The 19,290-nt window shown below is 37.8% G+C and carries 19 protein-coding genes; 5 read left to right on the top strand and 14 right to left on the bottom strand.

All coding sequences use genetic code 11. From position 1 onward, the window contains the following. Positions 1-31 precede the first annotated feature (31 nt). The 3 genes from CFPU101_RS15040 to CFPU101_RS15025 all read right to left on the bottom strand — a co-directional run bounded on the left by CFPU101_RS15040 (position 32) and on the right by CFPU101_RS15025 (position 2,032). The gene (locus tag CFPU101_RS15040; protein WP_206816158.1) at positions 32-775 is read right to left on the bottom strand and encodes a Uma2 family endonuclease; all 744 of its coding nucleotides are present in this window, start codon (positions 773-775) and stop codon (positions 32-34) included. A gap of 240 nt (positions 776-1,015) precedes the next feature. Continuing rightward, positions 1,016-1,294, bottom strand: a complete 279-nt coding sequence (locus CFPU101_RS15030; protein WP_206816157.1) for a DUF2470 domain-containing protein — start codon at positions 1,292-1,294, stop codon at positions 1,016-1,018. A 6-nt stretch (positions 1,295-1,300) separates the two neighbouring features. Next, a complete protein-coding gene (locus CFPU101_RS15025) occupies positions 1,301-2,032 on the bottom strand; it encodes a cobalt-precorrin-6A reductase (RefSeq protein WP_206816156.1) in 732 nt (243 codons plus the stop codon). Between the two features lie 85 nt (positions 2,033-2,117). Between CFPU101_RS15025 and nadA the strand changes: the two genes are divergently transcribed. The 4 genes from nadA to CFPU101_RS15005 all read left to right on the top strand — a co-directional run bounded on the left by nadA (position 2,118) and on the right by CFPU101_RS15005 (position 8,861). Continuing rightward, positions 2,118-3,086 carry a quinolinate synthase NadA gene (gene nadA, locus CFPU101_RS15020; protein WP_374191959.1) on the top strand — a complete coding sequence of 323 codons (969 nt, stop codon included), beginning with the start codon at positions 2,118-2,120 and terminating at the stop codon, positions 3,084-3,086. Between the two features lie 436 nt (positions 3,087-3,522). After that, positions 3,523-7,104: a GAF domain-containing protein gene (locus tag CFPU101_RS15015; protein ID WP_206816155.1), complete on the top strand. Its 3,582-nt coding sequence runs from the start codon at positions 3,523-3,525 to the stop codon at positions 7,102-7,104. Beyond that, a complete protein-coding gene (locus tag CFPU101_RS15010) occupies positions 7,101-7,484 on the top strand; it encodes a response regulator transcription factor (RefSeq protein WP_206816154.1) in 384 nt (127 codons plus the stop codon). The genes CFPU101_RS15015 and CFPU101_RS15010 overlap by 4 nt, the downstream gene beginning before the upstream one ends. A gap of 57 nt (positions 7,485-7,541) precedes the next feature. Further along, positions 7,542-8,861: a diguanylate cyclase domain-containing protein gene (locus tag CFPU101_RS15005; RefSeq protein ID WP_242578010.1), complete on the top strand. Its 1,320-nt coding sequence runs from the start codon at positions 7,542-7,544 to the stop codon at positions 8,859-8,861. 51 nt (positions 8,862-8,912) lie between these two features. Here the strand turns inward: CFPU101_RS15005 and CFPU101_RS15000 are convergent, their stop codons facing one another. The 10 genes from CFPU101_RS15000 to CFPU101_RS14955 all read right to left on the bottom strand — a co-directional run bounded on the left by CFPU101_RS15000 (position 8,913) and on the right by CFPU101_RS14955 (position 15,835). Continuing rightward, a complete protein-coding gene (locus tag CFPU101_RS15000; RefSeq protein WP_206816152.1) occupies positions 8,913-9,236 on the bottom strand; it encodes a hypothetical protein in 324 nt (107 codons plus the stop codon). A 17-nt stretch (positions 9,237-9,253) separates the two neighbouring features. Beyond that, positions 9,254-10,135 carry an ABC transporter permease gene (locus CFPU101_RS14995; protein WP_206816151.1) on the bottom strand — a complete coding sequence of 294 codons (882 nt, stop codon included), beginning with the start codon at positions 10,133-10,135 and terminating at the stop codon, positions 9,254-9,256. A gap of 8 nt (positions 10,136-10,143) precedes the next feature. Continuing rightward, on the bottom strand, positions 10,144-11,163 hold the full coding sequence (locus CFPU101_RS14990; RefSeq protein WP_206816150.1) for an ABC transporter ATP-binding protein: 1,020 nt from the start codon (positions 11,161-11,163) through the stop codon (positions 10,144-10,146). A 96-nt stretch (positions 11,164-11,259) separates the two neighbouring features. Then, on the bottom strand, positions 11,260-11,634 hold the full coding sequence (locus CFPU101_RS14985) for a type II toxin-antitoxin system PemK/MazF family toxin (protein WP_206816149.1): 375 nt from the start codon (positions 11,632-11,634) through the stop codon (positions 11,260-11,262). Next, on the bottom strand, positions 11,627-11,851 hold the full coding sequence (locus tag CFPU101_RS14980) for a hypothetical protein (protein WP_206816148.1): 225 nt from the start codon (positions 11,849-11,851) through the stop codon (positions 11,627-11,629). Before CFPU101_RS14980 ends, CFPU101_RS14985 begins: the two co-directional genes overlap by 8 nt. Before the next feature lie 71 nt (positions 11,852-11,922). Continuing rightward, positions 11,923-12,816 (bottom strand): DMT family transporter, encoded by an 894-nt coding sequence (locus CFPU101_RS14975; protein ID WP_206816147.1) that lies wholly within the window; start codon positions 12,814-12,816, stop codon positions 11,923-11,925. An 88-nt stretch (positions 12,817-12,904) separates the two neighbouring features. After that, positions 12,905-13,102 carry a hypothetical protein gene (locus CFPU101_RS14970; RefSeq protein WP_206816146.1) on the bottom strand — a complete coding sequence of 66 codons (198 nt, stop codon included), beginning with the start codon at positions 13,100-13,102 and terminating at the stop codon, positions 12,905-12,907. Positions 13,103-13,255: 153 nt separating this feature from the next. After that, positions 13,256-13,552, bottom strand: a complete 297-nt coding sequence (locus CFPU101_RS14965) for a hypothetical protein (protein ID WP_206816145.1) — start codon at positions 13,550-13,552, stop codon at positions 13,256-13,258. A gap of 94 nt (positions 13,553-13,646) precedes the next feature. Further along, positions 13,647-14,348, bottom strand: coding sequence for a ribulose-phosphate 3-epimerase (rpe, locus tag CFPU101_RS14960; protein WP_206816144.1), 702 nt, complete (start codon positions 14,346-14,348; stop codon positions 13,647-13,649). Positions 14,349-14,446: 98 nt separating this feature from the next. Continuing rightward, the gene (locus tag CFPU101_RS14955) at positions 14,447-15,835 is read right to left on the bottom strand and encodes a DUF2079 domain-containing protein (RefSeq protein WP_206816143.1); all 1,389 of its coding nucleotides are present in this window, start codon (positions 15,833-15,835) and stop codon (positions 14,447-14,449) included. 157 nt (positions 15,836-15,992) lie between these two features. On the opposite strand from CFPU101_RS14955, the gene CFPU101_RS14950 reads away from it, so the two are divergent. Further along, positions 15,993-17,258 (top strand): glycosyltransferase, encoded by a 1,266-nt coding sequence (locus CFPU101_RS14950; RefSeq protein ID WP_206816142.1) that lies wholly within the window; start codon positions 15,993-15,995, stop codon positions 17,256-17,258. 54 nt (positions 17,259-17,312) lie between these two features. Here CFPU101_RS14950 and ureC read toward each other — a convergent pair whose 3' ends face one another. Then, positions 17,313-19,022 carry an urease subunit alpha gene (gene ureC, locus CFPU101_RS14945; protein WP_206816141.1) on the bottom strand — a complete coding sequence of 570 codons (1,710 nt, stop codon included), beginning with the start codon at positions 19,020-19,022 and terminating at the stop codon, positions 17,313-17,315. Between the last annotated feature and the right edge of the window lie 268 nt (positions 19,023-19,290).

Genomic DNA, 19,290 nt, shown 5'->3' with positions numbered 1-19,290 from the left:
AAAAAGAGAATAATATAATTTTTACTTCATTTTACTTTACATTTAGAGATTTGGTTCTACGCCTAACGCTTTTAATTGTGCTTTGAGTTGTTTTACTTCTTGTTGTGCGTATTTTTTCTTGTCGTTCGAGTTCAAGTTGTTGTGCTTCGTCTAATTGTGACTGTGCTTGTTTAGCAAATTCTTCTGGTGTTGGGACTAATTCACCTTCTGAAGTAAAGTAGCGCAATTGTGATTCGTATACTCCTAAATATAGCTTTAACTGCTCACTCCATAACAATCCTTGCTCATTGGGTTGTAGCAGTTGATATTGCCCACTGACTAGGGTAAATCCTGCAAATTCTAGTGTTACGGGATCAAAATAATAATCAGGTAAACGGAAAACATCTTGATAGAGTTGTTTTTTCTCGGTGCGATCTACTTTAGCAGTACTATCGCAGAGAATTTCAACAATCAGATTCGGATATTTTCCGCCTTCTCTCCAAACCATCCAACTTTTACGGTTTTTTCTAACGGTATTTAAGACTACGAAAAAATCTGGCCCACAAAAGTCTCTCAATTTAGTCGGTTGTTCAGGACTATTATAGATATAGTAAACGGAGAGATTGCCCGCCGCAAAGAAATCATTTCTGTCTTGCCATAACCACTCAAGACATTGGAGTAGCAGAATAATTTGTTGTAGATGTAATGAGGATTCAAATTCGGGTTCGTCGCTTTCTATCTCATCAGGAGGTAAAATAAATTCTTCTGATAATTGTATCTGTTTAGCGATCGCCATAATCAACCCTCATAGGATTAGAAAATTCTGGTAGTCTTTTAATTATGGATGACCAGTTGGCTAGACGAATTGCTAGTTTATCCTAGTTAAAATATACAGGAACATTGAGTATTTTAATTAAAGCGAAACAGTTAGGCTATCTCTCCTCAGTATTACCTGTCATTTAGTCTCTTCAGAGTAAAGGAATGTGGATATCTCAGAAGGTTATAACTGATATATTACAGTTAGCAGGGGAGTCTCCTACCCTTTTCTAGCCGCTTTGACCATATCAATTAGTGTGTGATGTGCGTCTTCAGAATCTTTGAGGGTATGATCGAATTCTACTCGAACGGGTACTGTTTCGCCATTGATTTGTACGGCTAAATTCATCCCTTGTGGATCAATTGATGACATTTGCGCGGTTTGAGCATTGGGTGTGTTGCCGTAAACTTTAGCATAAAGCACGATCGCTTCGGCGTGATCTTCGTTCATGTGTTGGCAAATGCGATCGCTGATAGCGGGTGTGATAGAATCTGACATGATTAATTATCTCTTGAAATATTGATGACAAAAGGTGATGACTTCTGAGACTGAACTGGTTTGCATGGAATAAAATATTTTTGGTCTAGCAATGACTAGCAAAGGGATATTCAATTCTTGTGCGACTAAGCGTTTGATGTCTTCTCCTCCTTGTATTCCAGATGCTTTGGTGACAACGAGTGATATTTTCCACTGTAACCAAAGGGCTTTTTCTAGTTCTAGACTAATCGGAGGACGCAAGGCAATAATACGAGCGCTACTAAAGCCAGCAGCAGTAGCCACTAATAACGAGTTTACAACAGGAAGAATCCGAGTATAAAGGGTTGCTCGATTTTGCCAGGGCTGAAATAATGGTAAAGCTTTGTATCCGACGGTCAGTAAAACCCGTTGTCCTGTTAGATAATCACTCTCAAGCAGGGTTTCAAAACTATCTAATTCAATGGCTGTTTGCGCTTCAATGTTTAGACGTTCGTACCGTAGATAGGGAATATGGTTCTGATGGGATAGTGCGATCGCGTACTTAGTAATTTCGCTAGCATAAGGGTGAGACGCATCGACAATAGCGGTTATCTCACTTGGATCAGGTTTACCTATTTTTACGGTTAATAGGGAAGACACTGGGTAAAGGTGTTTCGCGCTTTCTGTGGTTACGGTGACAAGAGTCGGAATACTATGAATGATCATTTCTTGAGAAAGCATAGCACTGTCACTCGTTCCCCCGATTAACCAAATAGTCATTTCAATACTTAGCCTCAAAAAATTGTTATACTAGATGAACTGTTGTGATTATTATGGTAAAAATAACCATAAAGATTTGTAAACTGTGCTAACCACCGTCCTAACCCAAAACCGAAACGTAGCTCATTTAATGCCTGATGACTTATTTACAGCCATTAATGACTTAAAACGAGAATTAAACGCTGTTATCTTGGCGCATTACTATCAAGATCCAGATATACAAGATATTGCTGATTATATCGGCGATTCGCTCGGATTATCACAACAAGCGGCTCAGACGGATGCTGATGTCATTGTCTTTGCTGGTGTTCATTTCATGGCCGAAACCGCGAAGATCCTAAATCCAGATAAATTGGTATTATTACCCGATAGAGATGCGGGATGTTCATTAGCCGATAGTTGCCCCCCCCAAGAATTTGCCCATTTTAAAGCACAATATCCCAATCATCTAGTGATTTCATATATCAACTGTACAGCCGAAATCAAGGCGATGAGTGATATTATTTGTACCAGTTCTAACGCTGTAAAAATTGTTAATCAGATTCCTTTAGATCAGCCGATTATTTTTGCACCTGATCGGAATTTAGGGCGATATGTCAGTGAGCAAACGGGACGAGAGTTAGTGCTGTGGCAAGGTAGTTGTATCGTTCATGAAACCTTTTCCGAACGCCAAGTAGTTCAATTAAAAATTGTACATCCTGAAGCTGAAATCATTGCCCATCCTGAATGTGAAACTTCTATTTTGCGTCATGCGAGTTATATTGGTTCAACGACAGCTTTGCTTAAGTACTGTCAAAAAAGTCCGAGTCAAGCTTTTATTGTAGCGACTGAACCAGGGATTATTCATCAAATGCAAAAAGAAGCACCGCAAAAACAATTTATACCTGCACCAAACATTAATAATTGTGCGTGTAATGAATGTCCACATATGCGATTGAATACACTAGAAAAGTTGTATTTAGCCATGAAACATCAAAAACCAGAAATTATTTTACCCGAAGCGATTCAAAAAGCAGCTTTACGACCTATTCAAAAAATGCTCGAAATGTCCTAGTCAATTTACAAAACTTAGTAATTTTACGAGTGTAAACTAACTTTAATGTCAATTTTTGTATAAAAGACTAGCCTAACTGAGCAAACATGATAAATTAATCATAGAAGCAATAAAGCTTCTCTGGCAAAGAGAACAGCCAAGCCAATATAAAACAAAAAGAGGTACACCGCGCTGTTTAATTTACCAAATGCTGTATCGTTAAACGAAAAACGATTAACCAAAAACATCACCCATACCGAAAACGGATTATTCCTCAAACTGGATGTATAGGGAGTTAAAAGTAATTACAACTCCAAGAAATATCACTCTCATGAGGAAGTCAACCGAAGATTAGGTTTTGGGTGATGTTGTTTTAAATAAAATTTAGATATTTCAACAAGCTAAAACACTTAGAATACAATAATGAGTGTGGAGCAGTGAGAGGTAAAACATCTAAATGTCAGAAGATAAAACAGTCGATCAGCGATTGATTAAACAAAACTTATTATTGACGCTTCTCACTAAAGCAACAGAATTATTTGAATTAGATAAAATTACTGACATATTAGATCAACAAGCCGAATTACTTACTCAAAGTGAACAAAGAGAAGAGAAATTACAAGCCGCATTAAGTCAAGAATTAGCTAAACGTACCAATGACTCAGAAAAAGAGGCCGAACGAGAGAGATCGATTTCTTTAGTTATTGATAAAATTCGTCAAACACTAGATATCAATACTATATTTCAAACCGCCGCCACAGAAGTTCAAAAGTTACTAGGAGTTGAACACATTGCAATTTATCAATTTCGAGAAGATTACGGGGGAGACTTCATTTTTGAATCTGAACCGCAAAAACCCTTTCCTCATCTCGTAGGTAAAAGTTGGAATGACGAGCATTTGATGGAAACTAAAGGCGGCAGACTTAGGGAAAATCAACCCTGTGTAGCCAATGATGTTGAACAAGATGAACGTTTTATTCAGTGTTACCATTCAACGATTAGTGTGTTTCAACTAAGATCCTTTGCAGTAGTTCCCTTGTTTCTCGGTGAAACGTTGTGGGGGCTATTAGCAGGTTTCCAACACAGTAGCCCAAAGCATTGGCAAGCAGACGAAATTAAGCTGTTACAAAAAGTTGGCATTCAATTAGGAGTCGCGCTACAACAAACCGAATATCTCAAACGCATTCAACAGCAATTCGTTCAAGAACGGGCTTTATCGCAAGTGATCGATAAAATTCGCCGTACCCTCGATCTCGATACCATCTTTCAAACTACCGTTACAGAAGTACGCCAACTCCTCGAAGCGGATCGAGTTGCTATCTATCAATTTATTCCAGACACAAATTGGGTAGAAGGAGAGTTTATTTCAGAAGCCGTTTTAGCCCCGTTTGATTCTGCTTTAGCTGCTAGAGTAGCCGATCATTGCTTTGGCGACAATTATGCTACTTCCTATCAACAGGGTCGCATTTGGTCACTTAACAACCTTGAAACGGCTCATCTAAGCGAGTGTCATACCGCCATTTTATCGCGCTTTCAGGTCAAAGCCAATCTAGTCGCGCCTTTGTTGAGTGGTGAAAATCTTTGGGGTTTATTGTGTATCCATCAATGTTCGAGTCCGCGTCACTGGCAAGAAACAGAAATCGAATTTGTCAGCAAAATTGCTACTAATTTAGGGGTAGCATTACAACAAGCCGAGTTACTCGCCCAAACACAAGCACGATCGCAAGAACTACAAACCGCCCTCGCTCAAGTTGAAGCCCAAAAAGAACAACAAAAAGCCCTAACGCAAGTCATCGATAAAATTCGCCGTACTCTTGATCTTGATACCATCTTCCAAACCACAGCCACCGAAGTTAGACAACTGCTACAAGTTGATCGGGTGGCGATTTTTTGTTTTGAACACCACTCAAAATGGACAGAAGGGGAATTTGTCGCCGAAGATGTCAATAGTTCCTTTGGATCTGCCCTAGCTGCGAAGATAGTTGATCGCTGCTTTGGCGAAAAACACGCGACTTATTACCAACAAAATCGGCTCTGGGCAGTTAATGACATCAGTCAAGCTAATTTAATAGAGTGTCATCTAAACACCTTAAATCGTTTTCAAGTTAAAGCCAATTTAGTCGCCCCACTGCTCATCGGGAAGAATTTATGGGGTTTACTTTGCATCCATCAATGTTCGAGTCCGCGTCACTGGCAAGAATCAGAAATCGAATTTGTGAGCAAAATCGCCACTAATTTAGGGGTGGCATTACAACAAGCTGAATTACTCGCTCAGACTCAAAAACGCACGAAAGAATTACAAACCGCCCTCGCTCAAGTGGAAGCTCAAAAAGAACACTTAGCTCATGTAGCCGCCCAAGAAAGAGCATTAGCGAGAGTGATTAAGAGAATTCGTCAAACCTTAGATGTTGAAGATATTTTTCGGGCGACAACAGAAGAAGTTCGCCATATTCTCAATTGCGATCGTGTAGTCGTCTATCGTTTTTATGATGATTGGAGTGGCGAGTTTCTCTATGAGTCGATGAGCGAAATCTGGCGGCCTTTAATTTGGTCACCTGGTCTAAAAACGGTGTGGGAGGATACTTATCTTCAAGCCACCAAAGGGGGAAGATATCGCTATCATGAAACATTCGCGGTAGATGATATTTATCAAGCTGGACTAACTCAGTGTCATGTCGAAATTTTAGAACACTTTCAGGTCAAAGCGTTTGCTATTGTACCCGTTTTTGTGGGCGAAAAACTCTGGGGTTTATTGGGGGCTTATCAGAATACGGCAACTCGACAATGGAAACAGCGCGAAATTGCTTTATTAGATCAAATTGCTAATCAATTGGGAGTTGGTGTTTATCAAGCACAATTATTAATCCGAACCAAACAACAGTCAAGAGAACTCGAAACCACTTTAGCGGATCTTAATGCAATTGTTGATAATTTAGCCGATGGATTATTGGTGATTGATATTTTGGGTCGAATTACTCGTTTTAATCCAACTTTAATTTCAATGTTTCGTTTAGAACAGGTTAATTTAACGGGTAAACATATTGCTACCGTTTTTGATGAAAAACTTGTAAAGTTGATCGAGCAAAGCGAACGATGTCAGCAGCAAATTGTGACGGCGGCTGTTGATTTAGAACAAGGTAGAGAAGGACAAGCGTTAGCTACAAGTATTATTAAAGAATCTTATGGTGAGGAGGGAACACAATGTTTAGGTTCAGTTATTTTAATCCGAGATGTAACAGTAGAGAGAGAAATTGATCGGATGAAAACTGAGTTTTTAGCTAATGTTTCCCATGAATTAAGAACTCCATTAACTTCAGTTTTAGGGTTTGCTTCTTTGATTAAAGAAAAGCTTAAAGATGTGATTATCCCTTCGATAGCATTAGAGAATATAAAAGTTCATCAAGCTTTACATAAAGTTGAAACAAATATCGAAATTATTGTCTCAGAAGCAGAACGTTTAACCGATTTGATTAATGATGTTTTAGATATTGCTAAGATGGAAGCGGGGCAATTAGAATGGGTTATCCAGCCAACTTCTCCTAGAGAAATGATCCAACGAGCGATCGCTACAACTGAGCCTTTGTTTCAAAATAAACAAATTACTTTAATTCAAGATATTGAGCTTGAATTACCTGTTATTTGGGTTGATGAAAATCGCTTTATTCAAGTTTTACTTAATCTAATCTCCAATGCAGTAAAATTTGCCGAAGAAGGAATCGTTACTTGTCGAGCAAAAATTGTTCAAGAGCAATTATTGATTAGTATTAGTGATACGGGAATTGGGATACCTGATGAATATAAAGATATGATTTTTGATCGTTTTAAACAAGGGGGAGATGTACTGACTGATAAACCTAAAGGAACAGGTTTAGGTTTACCGATTTGTAAGCAAATTATTGAACATCATGGAGGTAAAATTTGGGTTGAGAGTCTGTTAGGACAAGGCAGTACATTTTTTATTGCTATGCCCATTAGCCCTCAAGTTATAAACATTCATGAAGAAATGAAGACAGTTAGTCATTTGTTTGAGGAATCATGAGTAAAAAAGTTTTAATTGTTGACGATGAACCAAATATTTTGATTTTAATGGAACAGGCTTTAGAAAAGTTAGAAGAGGATTATAATGTAATTCTTTTAACGGCTAAAAACGGCACAGAAGCTTTAGACATTATTCAACAGCAGCAACCTGATTTAGTATTTTTGGATGTCATGATGCCGAAACTTAGTGGTTTGGATGTCTGTCGAATTATTAAAAATGAATATAAAATGAATAATATTTTTATTATCATGTTAACTGCTAAAGGACAAGAATTTGATAAAAAAAATGGGATTGCTATGGGAGCCGATTTATATATGACTAAACCCTTTCGTCCCAAAGAAGTGTTATGTAAGTCTTTAGAAATTTTAGGTTTTATTTAAGATAATAAATTAATGGTTTATTTAAGTTTAAAAAAAGTTTTATTAAGACCCAAAATCATGGCTATTATTGAGCAATTACAACAGCAGCTTGAAATAGAAATTAATATTTGTGATACAGAAAATAATTATTTATTGGGTCAATATGATGCGAGTTTACATTTACGACAACAGCTAGAAATTGAAGGACAAATTTTAGGATGGATTCACAGTAAAAGTGAGAAATCTATAATTATTTTAGATGTTTTAAGTTTAATATTACAACAAGAATTTGAAAAAAAATCTTTAGCTAATGAAATATTAGAAAAATACGAAGAAGTTAACTTTTTTTATGATATTTCCTCTAAAATATCAACTTGTTTAAAAATTGAGGAAGTCATTCAAGTTATTTATTATGAAGTTAAAAAACTGATTAATTTTGATTACATATCAGTTATTTTAGTCAATTCAGAAACGGGTGAATTAGAGACCTTAATTACGGGTCGAGAAAAAGTTATAAAAAGAACAGTAGGTCAAGCAAAATTAGGTATTGCTAGTTATGTTTTTAACTCAGGTGAAGCAGAGATTATTAATGACGTTTTAACCGATTCTCGATATAGTCCAAGTACGACAATCATGAGGTCTTTAATTTGTGCGCCTCTAACCATTCAAAATGAAATTATCGGTGTAATTAATATTAGTCATCCAGAAGTGATGGCTTATACAACATCTGATTTAAAATTGTTTGTTTCCTTAACTTATCAAGTAGCCGCAGCCATTCAAACTGTGCAATACTATGAACAATTAAAAGAATATTCTCAAACGCTAGAACAAAAAGTTGCTGAGAGAACATTAGAGCTTGAAAATGCTAAATATGAGTTAGAAAAATTAGCAACAATCGATCAACTGACTAAACTCGCTAATCGTCGTAAATTTGATGAATATTTACAGTCCGAATGGAAACGCATGAAACGAGAAAAACGTCCGATTTCCTTAATTCTTTGTGATGTTGATTATTTTAAATTGTATAATGATTATTATGGTCATTTATTGGGCGATCAATGTTTAAAAAAAGTCGCTCAAGTACTGCAAAATACGATTAGAAGTCCAGCCGATTTAGCAGTACGCTATGGTGGCGAAGAATTTGCGATTGTTTTATCAAATACGAATAGCGATGGTGCTATCAGAGTAGCACAAAGAATTCAGTTTGCTATTGAAAATTTAAAAGTACCACATCAGCTATCTACAGTCAGTCAATATGTCACTATTAGTCAAGGAATTTCTAGTCTATTTCCAAGTCAAAATAACACATCAGAAGTTTTAATCAAATTGGCGGATTTAGGGCTGTATCAAGCTAAAAATAGTGGTCGTAATCGTTATGTTTTGAATTCATCGAATTAGCCAGCAAAAAGGGGCTAGATTTCTAACCCCTACATAAGCAATAATCATGGCTTAATTTTCTCGACTCGGAGGCGTTGTTACAGGTTTATTTTGAATACTTTCCTGTTGTTGACGCTTAAATTTTTCAGCTGCATTTTGCAATTCTGACTGAGTATCATTTTGGAATTCCGATGAATTACGACTACGGCGAAAATTAGCGTTATGAATAAAATCCATCGGATTAAAATCATTGCCGAACGTGCCACCTGTCGTCGGATCTTGTTCATTTTCTTGATAGCCACTGTTATTCGGATTAATTTGGGCCCTACTAGACTCCGTAAAAAATCCTAGTCCGACAAATAGACTTAACAAAAACGTTAAAGTGATCTTGTTCATAATTTACTAAAGAATATTTAAGCGAAACGACGACGTAATAAAGGTTGAATCGCTAATAGAACCAGTGTATCAAAGGCTAATAAAATCAATAGAACTAACCCAAAGCTGATACTCGTCCAAGGCGTTTCTAATACTATACTATTCAAATTCCAAGAGGAATTAAAATAAATATATCTAATGGGTTCAATTGCATAGGTTAGAGGATTTAGACTTGCTATAACCTGTAACCATTTAGCCATAAATGATAACGGAGCGAGGGCGGTACTGGCAAATAGTAGGGGTAAATTGGTGACAAAGATTACCGCAATGAGTTCGATATGTCCAGGTAGAGCAAACGCTAAACCCAAACTTAAGGCCGTCATTCCTAAAACGACCAAAAAGACAATTAAAGCAATCATCGCTAAACCAAGACCACTAGGTAAACCTGCCCCTAAAACGGCACTCGCAGCGATAATAACGGCGGTTTGGATAAAACTCAGGATGATGATATAAATGGTCGATGCAGCAACAATTGAATAGCGAGTTGATAAAGGTGCCACCAATAAACGGTTTAAAAAGCCAAATTCTCGATCAAACATGACAGGTAAACCCGCATTCAACGCCCCAGAAAAAGCCGTAAAAACAATGATCCCAGGTGCGAGGAATTTAGCATAGTTAAGGTCATTACCAAATAATCCCTGTGGCGCATTGTAGAATAAAGCACCAAACAAAATTAACCACATCATCGGCTGAATAATACCCGCAATGAGGGTGGATGGACGACGTTGCAGTTGAATAAACAAACGTTTGGTTAAAGCGAGAGTTTCTTGAATAAATTCGCCAAACTCATTAGAATCTGGAGTAATTTCTGTAAAAGAAGGACTCGGAGACAGTTTAGAAGGTGTTAGGGTTTGACTCATATTTACTCCTATTTCATTTCTTGTTTTTTCTCGGCTTTTAAATCCCGCTTTCCTGCTGATGCGATTTCTGCATCCATTAAGGTTTTGCCCGTAGCGGCGAGATAAACATCATCCAAGCTAGGACGGGATTGCGCCATACTAAAAATTGGTAAACCAGAATTTAAAAGGGTTTGCTCAATTTTACTTAAAGGATTACTTTGGGGGGTAACGATTAGATTTAGCGAGTTACCTTGAGATGGGTTGGTAATAACTTCTTCGACAAAAGGTAAAGGGGTTAGTAGGGTTTTCGCTTTTTCCGCTTCTTCAACTGCCGTAAATTCCCGAATGCGTAACGTAATGCGATCGCCACCTAAACGCTCTTTTAACGCCGATGGTGTTCCTTGTGCAATCACCACACCTTGATCGATAATAGCTAGACGATCGGCTAAAACATCGATTTCTTCTAGATAATGGCTAGTAATCAGAACACTTGTACCTGCTGCTCTCAGATTTTTCAAGAAATCCCAAACAATGACCCGACTTTCGATATCTAAACCAACCGTCGGTTCATCTAAGACTAAAATTTCGGGTTGATGGAGTAAACCTGCTGCTAAATCAAGACGTTTGCGTATTCCTCCAGAGTAAGTCCCTGCTTTTTTGTCCGCATAGTCTTGTAAACCCAGTAAATTTACAAGTTCTTCAATCCGTGTTTTTGCGGTTTGAGGCGAGAGGTGATAGAGTGCTGCTTGTAAATTGAGTAATTCTCGCCCCGTCAAAACCTTATCGATAGCGACTTCTTGCGCGACATAACCGAGTCGTCGTCGTGCTGCTTTTGGAGAATCAATTGCTGAAACCCCCCCGACTTGAATCGTTCCGCCATCGGGTTTAGCGAGAGTACACAGACAGCGTATCGTCGTTGTTTTTCCCGCACCATTGGGGCCGAGTAAACCAAAAATTTCACCCTGTGGCACGACAAAAGAAATATCTTTAACCGCTTCTACCGAGCCATAGCGTTTTTTTAGATGATCGATGATGACAACAGGAGCCATATTTGCATTCAAAAGTAGCTACACAAATCTATACAATTTTCCTATATCTTTATTTTGACACTTCCTCACGCGAAAAGAGTGGAACTCGTTGAATGATTACCGAGATTCAAATACTGTACTAAAACCTAGTTCAATACAGACAGCTTTCTCAATTTCTTCCCAGTAAGTATCTTCCAAAACCCCTAACTTAGTTTTAACTCTTTGAGCATCTACCGCCCTCATTTGGCTTAAATTGATATATCGATCTCCATCTAGCCCATTTTGCAGAGTTGATTTAACATTGACAACAAACGGATACATTTTTGTCTTAGGAAGCAAAGGAGCGATGATTGTAGTGGCACCATTTTGATTACCAATATCATTTTGTAGGATTAGGCAAGGACGCGCTTTATCAGTTTCGCTACCAACCACAGGTTTTAGATCAACCCACCATATTTCGCCACGCTTGTAAGTTAAAATTCCATTAGGCATCTAAACCATCGCCTACTGTAGTATCCCATGCCGCGATTTCTTCTTGAAATTTTAGGTCATTAGCCTGTTCTTCATAGGCGTTTGCTAGATCTTCTAGGAAAATTCTTTTTTTTTCTTCCCAGAGAATACGATTGATGAAGCTACTACGGTTGTTTGAGCGTTGGTCTACAAAATGTAAGATCTCATCATCTAATGTAATACTGACTTTCTTACTCATGACTCAGCCTTTATCTGTCAAAAAAAGTAGGATTAATTTATCTTACTCAATAATCTTACCATAATGATTGATTATCGAAACAATAAACTAATTCCCCCCATCGCTAGGCATACACCTAAAATCGCTCTAAGGCTAATTTTTTCTCCCAAAATCGCAGCAAGAGGTAAAACAAATAGTGGACTCGTCCCCGTAAGCGTTTGAGCAATTCCCACTGGAATTAAAGCTATTGCGGTTTGTTGTAACCAAATTCCAAGATAGGTACTGCCAAAAGAAGTTAGGGTGATAATTCCTATCAGTCGCGTTGACCAAACGATTTTATGATTCTCAGATTTTCTCGAACTGAATAACAATAAAATAAAAGCCGTAAACGTACCTGCACTAATCCGAATCAGTGTACTCCAAAGTGGCGTAATATTCGACTCTAACAAAGCAAAACGAGCTAAAACCCCACCAAATGCTAGAGAAAGTGCTGCTAATAAACCCCAAATGATTCCTTGTATCGGAACTGATACTTGCGCGTTTATACCTGGTGTGCGTTCGGTAATAACCCAAGCAACACCGATTAGAGTTAATAGAATACCGTACCATGCTTGCGGTTGTAAGGTTTCTTGGAATGCCACTAAAGCAATAAGGGCAGAAATAGCAGGGGCTAAGGTTTCGACTAATAGAGTACGTCTTGCCCCAAGTTGATTTAAGGCCGAAAAATAAGCCGTATCACCTAAACCTATGCCAATTACACCACTCAGTCCTAATAAAATAGTAGGAACGATCGCACTTTGAGTATAGGGTTGCCGAGTGAGCAGTAAAGTAATGAGAATGAGAACGATCGCAATTCCACCTTTAAGACAATTTAACTGTAAAGGGGAGATTTTTTGACCGAGTAGGGAATACACAATAGAAGAGGCAGCCCATAAAAAAGCAGCCCCTAATGCGGCTAGTTCACCTGTAAGGTTAAGAACGTTCACTGAAGATTTTTAACAAAAAATATGGGTACGCTTCTACACTGAAGAATACCCTAATATTTGATTCATGGATAGTTTTAACAATTTTTTTCTAGCTTAAAGAAGCATTACTGCGATCATAGGATTTACTAAAATCAGATTGAGTTTGTCCTTGGATTGTACCGCGATAATTGCTGTCTACATCTACGCCAATTTCTTCGGCGACTCTTTCTAACATAGACTGTTGACGGTTTTTGATCGTTTGGTGATGACGTTGTAATAAAGCGCGTGCTTGTTGATCCATATTCATGATTTTATGCTCCGATTGCTGAATGATTGTTTTATACTTTTTACCCTTACTAATATATATAACATAAAAAACTGTATATAATGTTACAAAACTCTTTTGTATAAAAAAAAATAATGCTAAAAGCACTATTTAAAATATTTATTTATATATTTTTTAGAGATTTTGATTTTTGCTTAGATTTTGCACTCGTAAACGGTGTGCTGCACAATCACAGCCATAAAGCTCAATAGCTCTTTCTCCCTCAGTATCACTCATATTAATATCCTGACAGCTACAATCAGCAAAATCTTCCATTGGGAGATCGACTGCGAGGATTTCTGTACCTTCGTTGGCTGAGGTAAAAACGTATTCCCGAACGGGTACACTATTTGCATGGGCAACAGGAACCGTCATCAGAGTTAGTGCGATCGAGCTAGAGCATCCTAAAAGCGTTAATAAATCTTTTTTCATCTATTTTGGCCTTTAATTAATTTCCTAACATCATAAACGTCTTGACTCAAAATAGGGAAAATAAGTTACAGGTCATTCCCCCTATTTCTTAGAGTTACACTGTAACTAACTGAGGACGTTTACTGTTACGAACCCCTTCGATCGCTGTCGCATAATCTGGAGCATTAAAAACCGCAGATCCCGCTACAATAGCGTTAGCACCAGCTTCCGTGACTTGCCAAGTATTAGCAGGTTTTAGACCTCCATCCACTTCGATCCAAGGATCTAAACCTTTTTCGTCGCACATTTGGCGTAATTTTTGGATTTTGGGGATAACACCAGGGATAAAACTTTGTCCACCAAAACCGGGGTTAACACTCATAATTAGAACAAGGTCACAGAGTTCTAAAACATATTCGATCAACTCTAGAGGAGTAGAAGGATTAAGAACGACACCTGCTTGTTTACCGAGTTCACGAATCTGGCCTAAAGTACGATGAAGATGGGGCGAGGCATTATGTTCCGCGTGTACAGAAATAATATCAGCACCCGCTTTCGCAAAATCAGCGACATACTTTTCGGGTTCAACAATCATTAGATGAACATCTAACGGTTTTTGGGTATAGGGGCGAATTGCTTCTACAATCAGTGGGCCGATGGTAATATTAGGAACAAAGCGGCCATCCATTACATCTACGTGTATCCAGTCTGCACCTGCTTTATCTACCGCTTGAATTTCTTCACCCAAGCGACTGAAATCAGCAGATAGGATAGAAGGAGCAACAACGATCGATTTATTATTTCCGTTCTGGGTCATGGCTGATCTTTAATTTTGTCAAGGCTCGTCATTTGGTATTAATCTTAACAGACTCTTTAGATTTTTTTTATTGTTAAAGCGTGGGATTTTCTCAAGAGTTAAGATTTTTGGTAGAGAAAAACCTCATCTTTTTGATAAGTTGGTTTAAATTCTGGCATTTCTTGAAGACGCTTGAGAAATTCTTGAATGAGTTCGGGCGAACTTGACCAACCTGAATGACGTTGATTGAGTAGGATATGATCAAACTGTTTTAAGTCTAGAGTTTCTGAGCCTTGGATTGCTAGTTTAATCAGGGGACGATGGGTAAGGTGGGGTGCGATCGCAGAATTGGTTAAAACTCCTCCAGATGTATTGATTAAAGATACAGCTTCTTTTGTTGCTGTCCAAGTATCTAATTTTGTTAAATAAATTGAACCAAAATAACCATATTTAGCAAGTGCGATAAATGCAATCAGTGACCAAAGTAATATATATTTAGTTTTTTTTAGCCATCCTTTTCCCGCCGCTAATGTAGCAATTACTGCTATAAATAAAAAAGGAATAACCGTTAAAGAATATTGAGTTGTAAGATTTTTTTGAGGTGAATAATCTGTTATTAAGTTTAGTAATAAAGTTGGAGCAGCCCCAAGCAAAGGTTTTAAATGACGAGGTGAAAGACCCCAGATCACAGGAAACAATAGTAAGATGATGTATTCTAAATTAGCTAAAGTAAAAATTTTTCCTAAAATTAAATGAGGATTAAGAAAAATATTTTTGATGATTTCACCAATTGAGTTACCTAAATAACTATATCGATTATCTGCCATTTCGACAGCCGCATCTGTTCCCGTTAGCATAGGGATAATAACTTGAGTAGATAAAATAAACCAAGCAACTCCCATAATGATCGCAATGCTGCCATATAAACGTTTTTTTTCAAAGATTAATAACCATAAACCCATTGCAGCAACAGTTAAAGAAAAGATGGCTTTAGAAAACAAAACCACTAAAATTGCGATCATAAAACCAAGAAGGGAATTACATCGGGCGGCTAAAACTGCCCATAACAAAGCAGGAACCGCAATGACATCTGGATGAAAATCAAAAAGATTAACATTAAATATTAAGGGATAAAGCAGATAAACAATAGATAAAGTGAAAGCTAATTGTTTTCTTAAACCCGCTTGTAAAGAAAGTTGATAGATTGGTAATGCTCCCAGAGAAAGGGCTAAAGCTTGAATCGCTAATAGCCAATACACACTCGGATAGATTTTATAAAATAAGGCGATCGGATATAAAATCAAAGCGGCATGATCGCCCAAAATATGAAAATCAACAAATGAAATAATCGGCGTTTGATTCTGACTAATTAGATAAACTCCCTGGTCAAACCAACCTAAATCTAGTGCATTAGATTGATAAAGTAGGTGTCTAATGCTACTACTTATGAATAAAATCAAAAAACTAGAAGTAATGAGAATCGCTAGAGATGACTTTAAATTTTTCATTTTAGATTAAAGCTGGATCTTACTTCACAATATAAATGATAACTAAACTAACTTTTAGATAATTTTCTCATTGTTATGGCAAAAATCCAAAATAGTATTAAGATGTAAAATAACATTATATCTAAATTTAAAATGCTTAATTTTTAGAGTATTAATAATGGACGATTTTTCTAGAGTAAAGCTAAATCAATCTGAGCAACTTCCCCTAGTACCTTCGGGTAAACTCTGTATTCCTAGACAAATTCAGAGTACCGATCAACCTATTTTATCAACGATTTCCCTGCAACTCTCCTTAGTCATCCCGACTTATAATGAAGGTCGAAATGTTCAAAAAATAGTCAGTCAATTAAGTCAACTCCTAGACACAGCGATCATAAATGACTATGAATTGATCATTGTTGATGATGATAGCCCAGATCGAACATGGGAAATTGCACAATCTTTACTTTCTGATTATCCACAATTGCGGGTGATGCGTCGTCAACAAGAACGCGGGTTAGCATCTGCGGTAATTCGAGGCTGGCAAGTCGCCAGAGGTGATATTCTAGGAGTTATTGATGGAGATCTCCAGCATCCACCCGAAATCTTATTAAAGCTATTATTTGCTATCCAAAATGGTTCCGATTTAGCCGTAGCGAGTCGTCATGTCGAAGGAGGTGGGGTTAGTCAATGGAGTTTTGTCAGACGCTTTTTATCAAGAGGGGCTCAACTTTTAGGGTTAATCATTCTGCCTAGTGTAGTCGGACGAGTGACAGATCCGATGAGTGGTTATTTTTTGGTACGTCGTTCTTCTATTGCAGATATTAACCTAAATCCCATGGGTTATAAAATTTTGTTGGAAATTATTGGACGGGGGAGAATTGGAAAAATCTCAGAAGTAGGTTATGTTTTCGCAGAACGCACCGCAGGAGAAAGTAAAGTCACGTGGAAACAATATATAGAATATATTTTACATCTGGCTCGATTGCGTTCAAGAGGCCGTGTTGCGTTCCTTAGACAACGATTCAATTTTCCTATCATTCGGTTAATTCGTTTTGGTTTAGTGGGATTGAGTGGTGTTTTTGTAGATATGGCCCTATTTTACCTACTGAGTGATCCATCTACTTTAGCTTGGGGTTTAACTCGTAGTAAAATTATTGCAGCTGAAGTGGCTATTTTAAATAACTTTTTTTGGAATGATTTCTGGACATTTCGAGAGATTTCGAGTCATCAAAAAGGTTGGTCACAGAGGCTCAAACGTTTATTAAAGTTTAATTTAATTTGTTTAATGGGTGTTATTTTAAATGTTTTGATTTTAAATCTATTGTTTAATGGTTTTGGACTCAATCGTTATTTAGCGAATTTAATTGCGATCGCTATTGTCACATTTTGGAATTTTTGGATCAATCTAAAACTAAATTGGCGAGTCACTGAAGTCAAATAAAAGTGAATTCTTTCCCCTCTTTATTGATGGAGAGGGGCTAGGGGTGAGGGAAAATTAAAATAAGAAATACCGTTGCGCCATCGGTAAAATTGTCGCGGGTTCGCAGGTTAATAACTCTCCGTCTGCTTTCACTTCATAAGTTTCGGGGTCAACTTCAATCTCAGGTAAAGCGTCATTTAATTTCATACTCATTTTACTGAGATTACGAGTATTAGAAACCGCTACAACTTTTGAGCTTAAGTTTAATTTTTCGGGAATACCCGCTTTAAGGGCAATCTTAGAAACAAAAGTTAATGAAGTTGCGCCAATTGCACCCCCAAAACTACCAAACATCGGACGCATATAAACAGGTTGTGGCGTGGGTATACTTGCATTAGCATCTCCCATTTGTGACCATGCAATCATCCCACCTTTAATGACTAATTCTGGTTTAACGCCAAAAAAAGCAGGCCGCCACAAACATAAATCAGCTAATTTACCCTCTTCTATTGACCCCACATACTCAGAAATCCCATGAGTAATCGCAGGGTTAATCGTATATTTAGCAATGTAACGTTTTGCTCTTTTATTATCATTATCGCCAGTTTCCCCGTTTAAGGCACCCCGTTGTACTTTCATTTTATGGGCGGTTTGCCAACTGCGAATAATTACTTCTCCAACTCTTCCCATCGCCTGCGAATCCGAAGAAATCATACTGAAAGCCCCTAGATCATGTAGAATATCTTCGGCTGCGATCGTTTCTCGACGGATTCGGGATTCAGCAAACGCCACATCTTCTGGAATACTACGATCTAAATGATGGCAAACCATCAACATATCTAGGTGTTCTTCTAATGTATTTAAAGTATAAGGACGGGTTGGGTTAGTAGAAGAGGGTAAAACGTTACTTTCTCCACAAACTCGAATAACATCGGGTGCGTGACCTCCTCCCGCGCCTTCGGTATGATAGGTATGAATGACGCGATTTTTAAATGCTGCAATCGTTGCTTCGACAAACCCCGCTTCATTTAGAGTATCGGTATGTATGGCGACTTGGACATCGTATTTATCAGCAACCCCCAAACACGTATCAATGGTTGCAGGTGTGGTACCCCAATCTTCATGTAATTTTAAGCCCATTGCCCCCGCTTTGATTTGTTCAATCAGTCCATCGCTTTGACTGCTATTACCTTTCCCCAAAAAACCAAGATTCATCGGAAACGCATCCGCCGATTGTAACATTCTGTAAATATTCCATTCTCCAGGGGTACAAGTCGTTGCATTGGTACCTGTTGCGGGGCCTGTTCCACCTCCTATCATCGTCGTAACACCCGATGCGATCGCGGTTTCAATTTGTTGGGGGCAAATAAAATGAATATGAGTATCAATTCCCCCTGCGGTTAGAATCATGCCTTCACCCGCGATTACTTCAGTTGCAGGGCCAATAATAATATCGACTCTATCTTGTATGTAAGGATTGCCTGCTTTTCCGATTTTTAGGATATTACCGTCTTTAATCCCCACATCAGCTTTCACAATGCCCCACCAATCTAAAATGAGAGCATTTGTAATTACCAAATCGACCGCCCCCCCTGATCGTGAAATGGGAGATTGTCCCATACCATCCCGAATTACCTTACCACCGCCAAACTTGACCTCATCTCCATAGGTCGTAAAATCTTGTTCTACCTCAATAAAAAGTTCTGTATCGGCTAAACGAACTTTATCTCCAACGGTTGGCCCATACGTTTCTGCATAAGCTTGACGGTCAATTCTGTAACTCATTTTAATTGCTCCATGACGCTGTGACACGTGTTTGATTCGGCTGCTCAATTGTACCAATAGCTCAAACACTCAAAAAATTAATATAAGTTAAGCTTATGATTTACATAAGAATACACATTGTTAAAAAGCTTTACAAAACTATAAAAACTGACTAATATAAATACATATTCATAACGAACCTTGAAAACTTCATAGGATGACATCTAAAGTATGTTCAAAGTAATCGGCAATTTTGCCAAATGCTTCCTTAATTTGCGCTTTTCCCGTC

The organism is Chroococcus sp. FPU101, from assembly GCF_017312365.1.
Taxonomy (GTDB): Bacteria; Cyanobacteriota; Cyanobacteriia; order Cyanobacteriales; family Microcystaceae; genus Chroococcus.
Note: the sequence above shows the minus strand (reverse complement) of the source record. Positions and strands in the feature narration are given on the sequence as shown.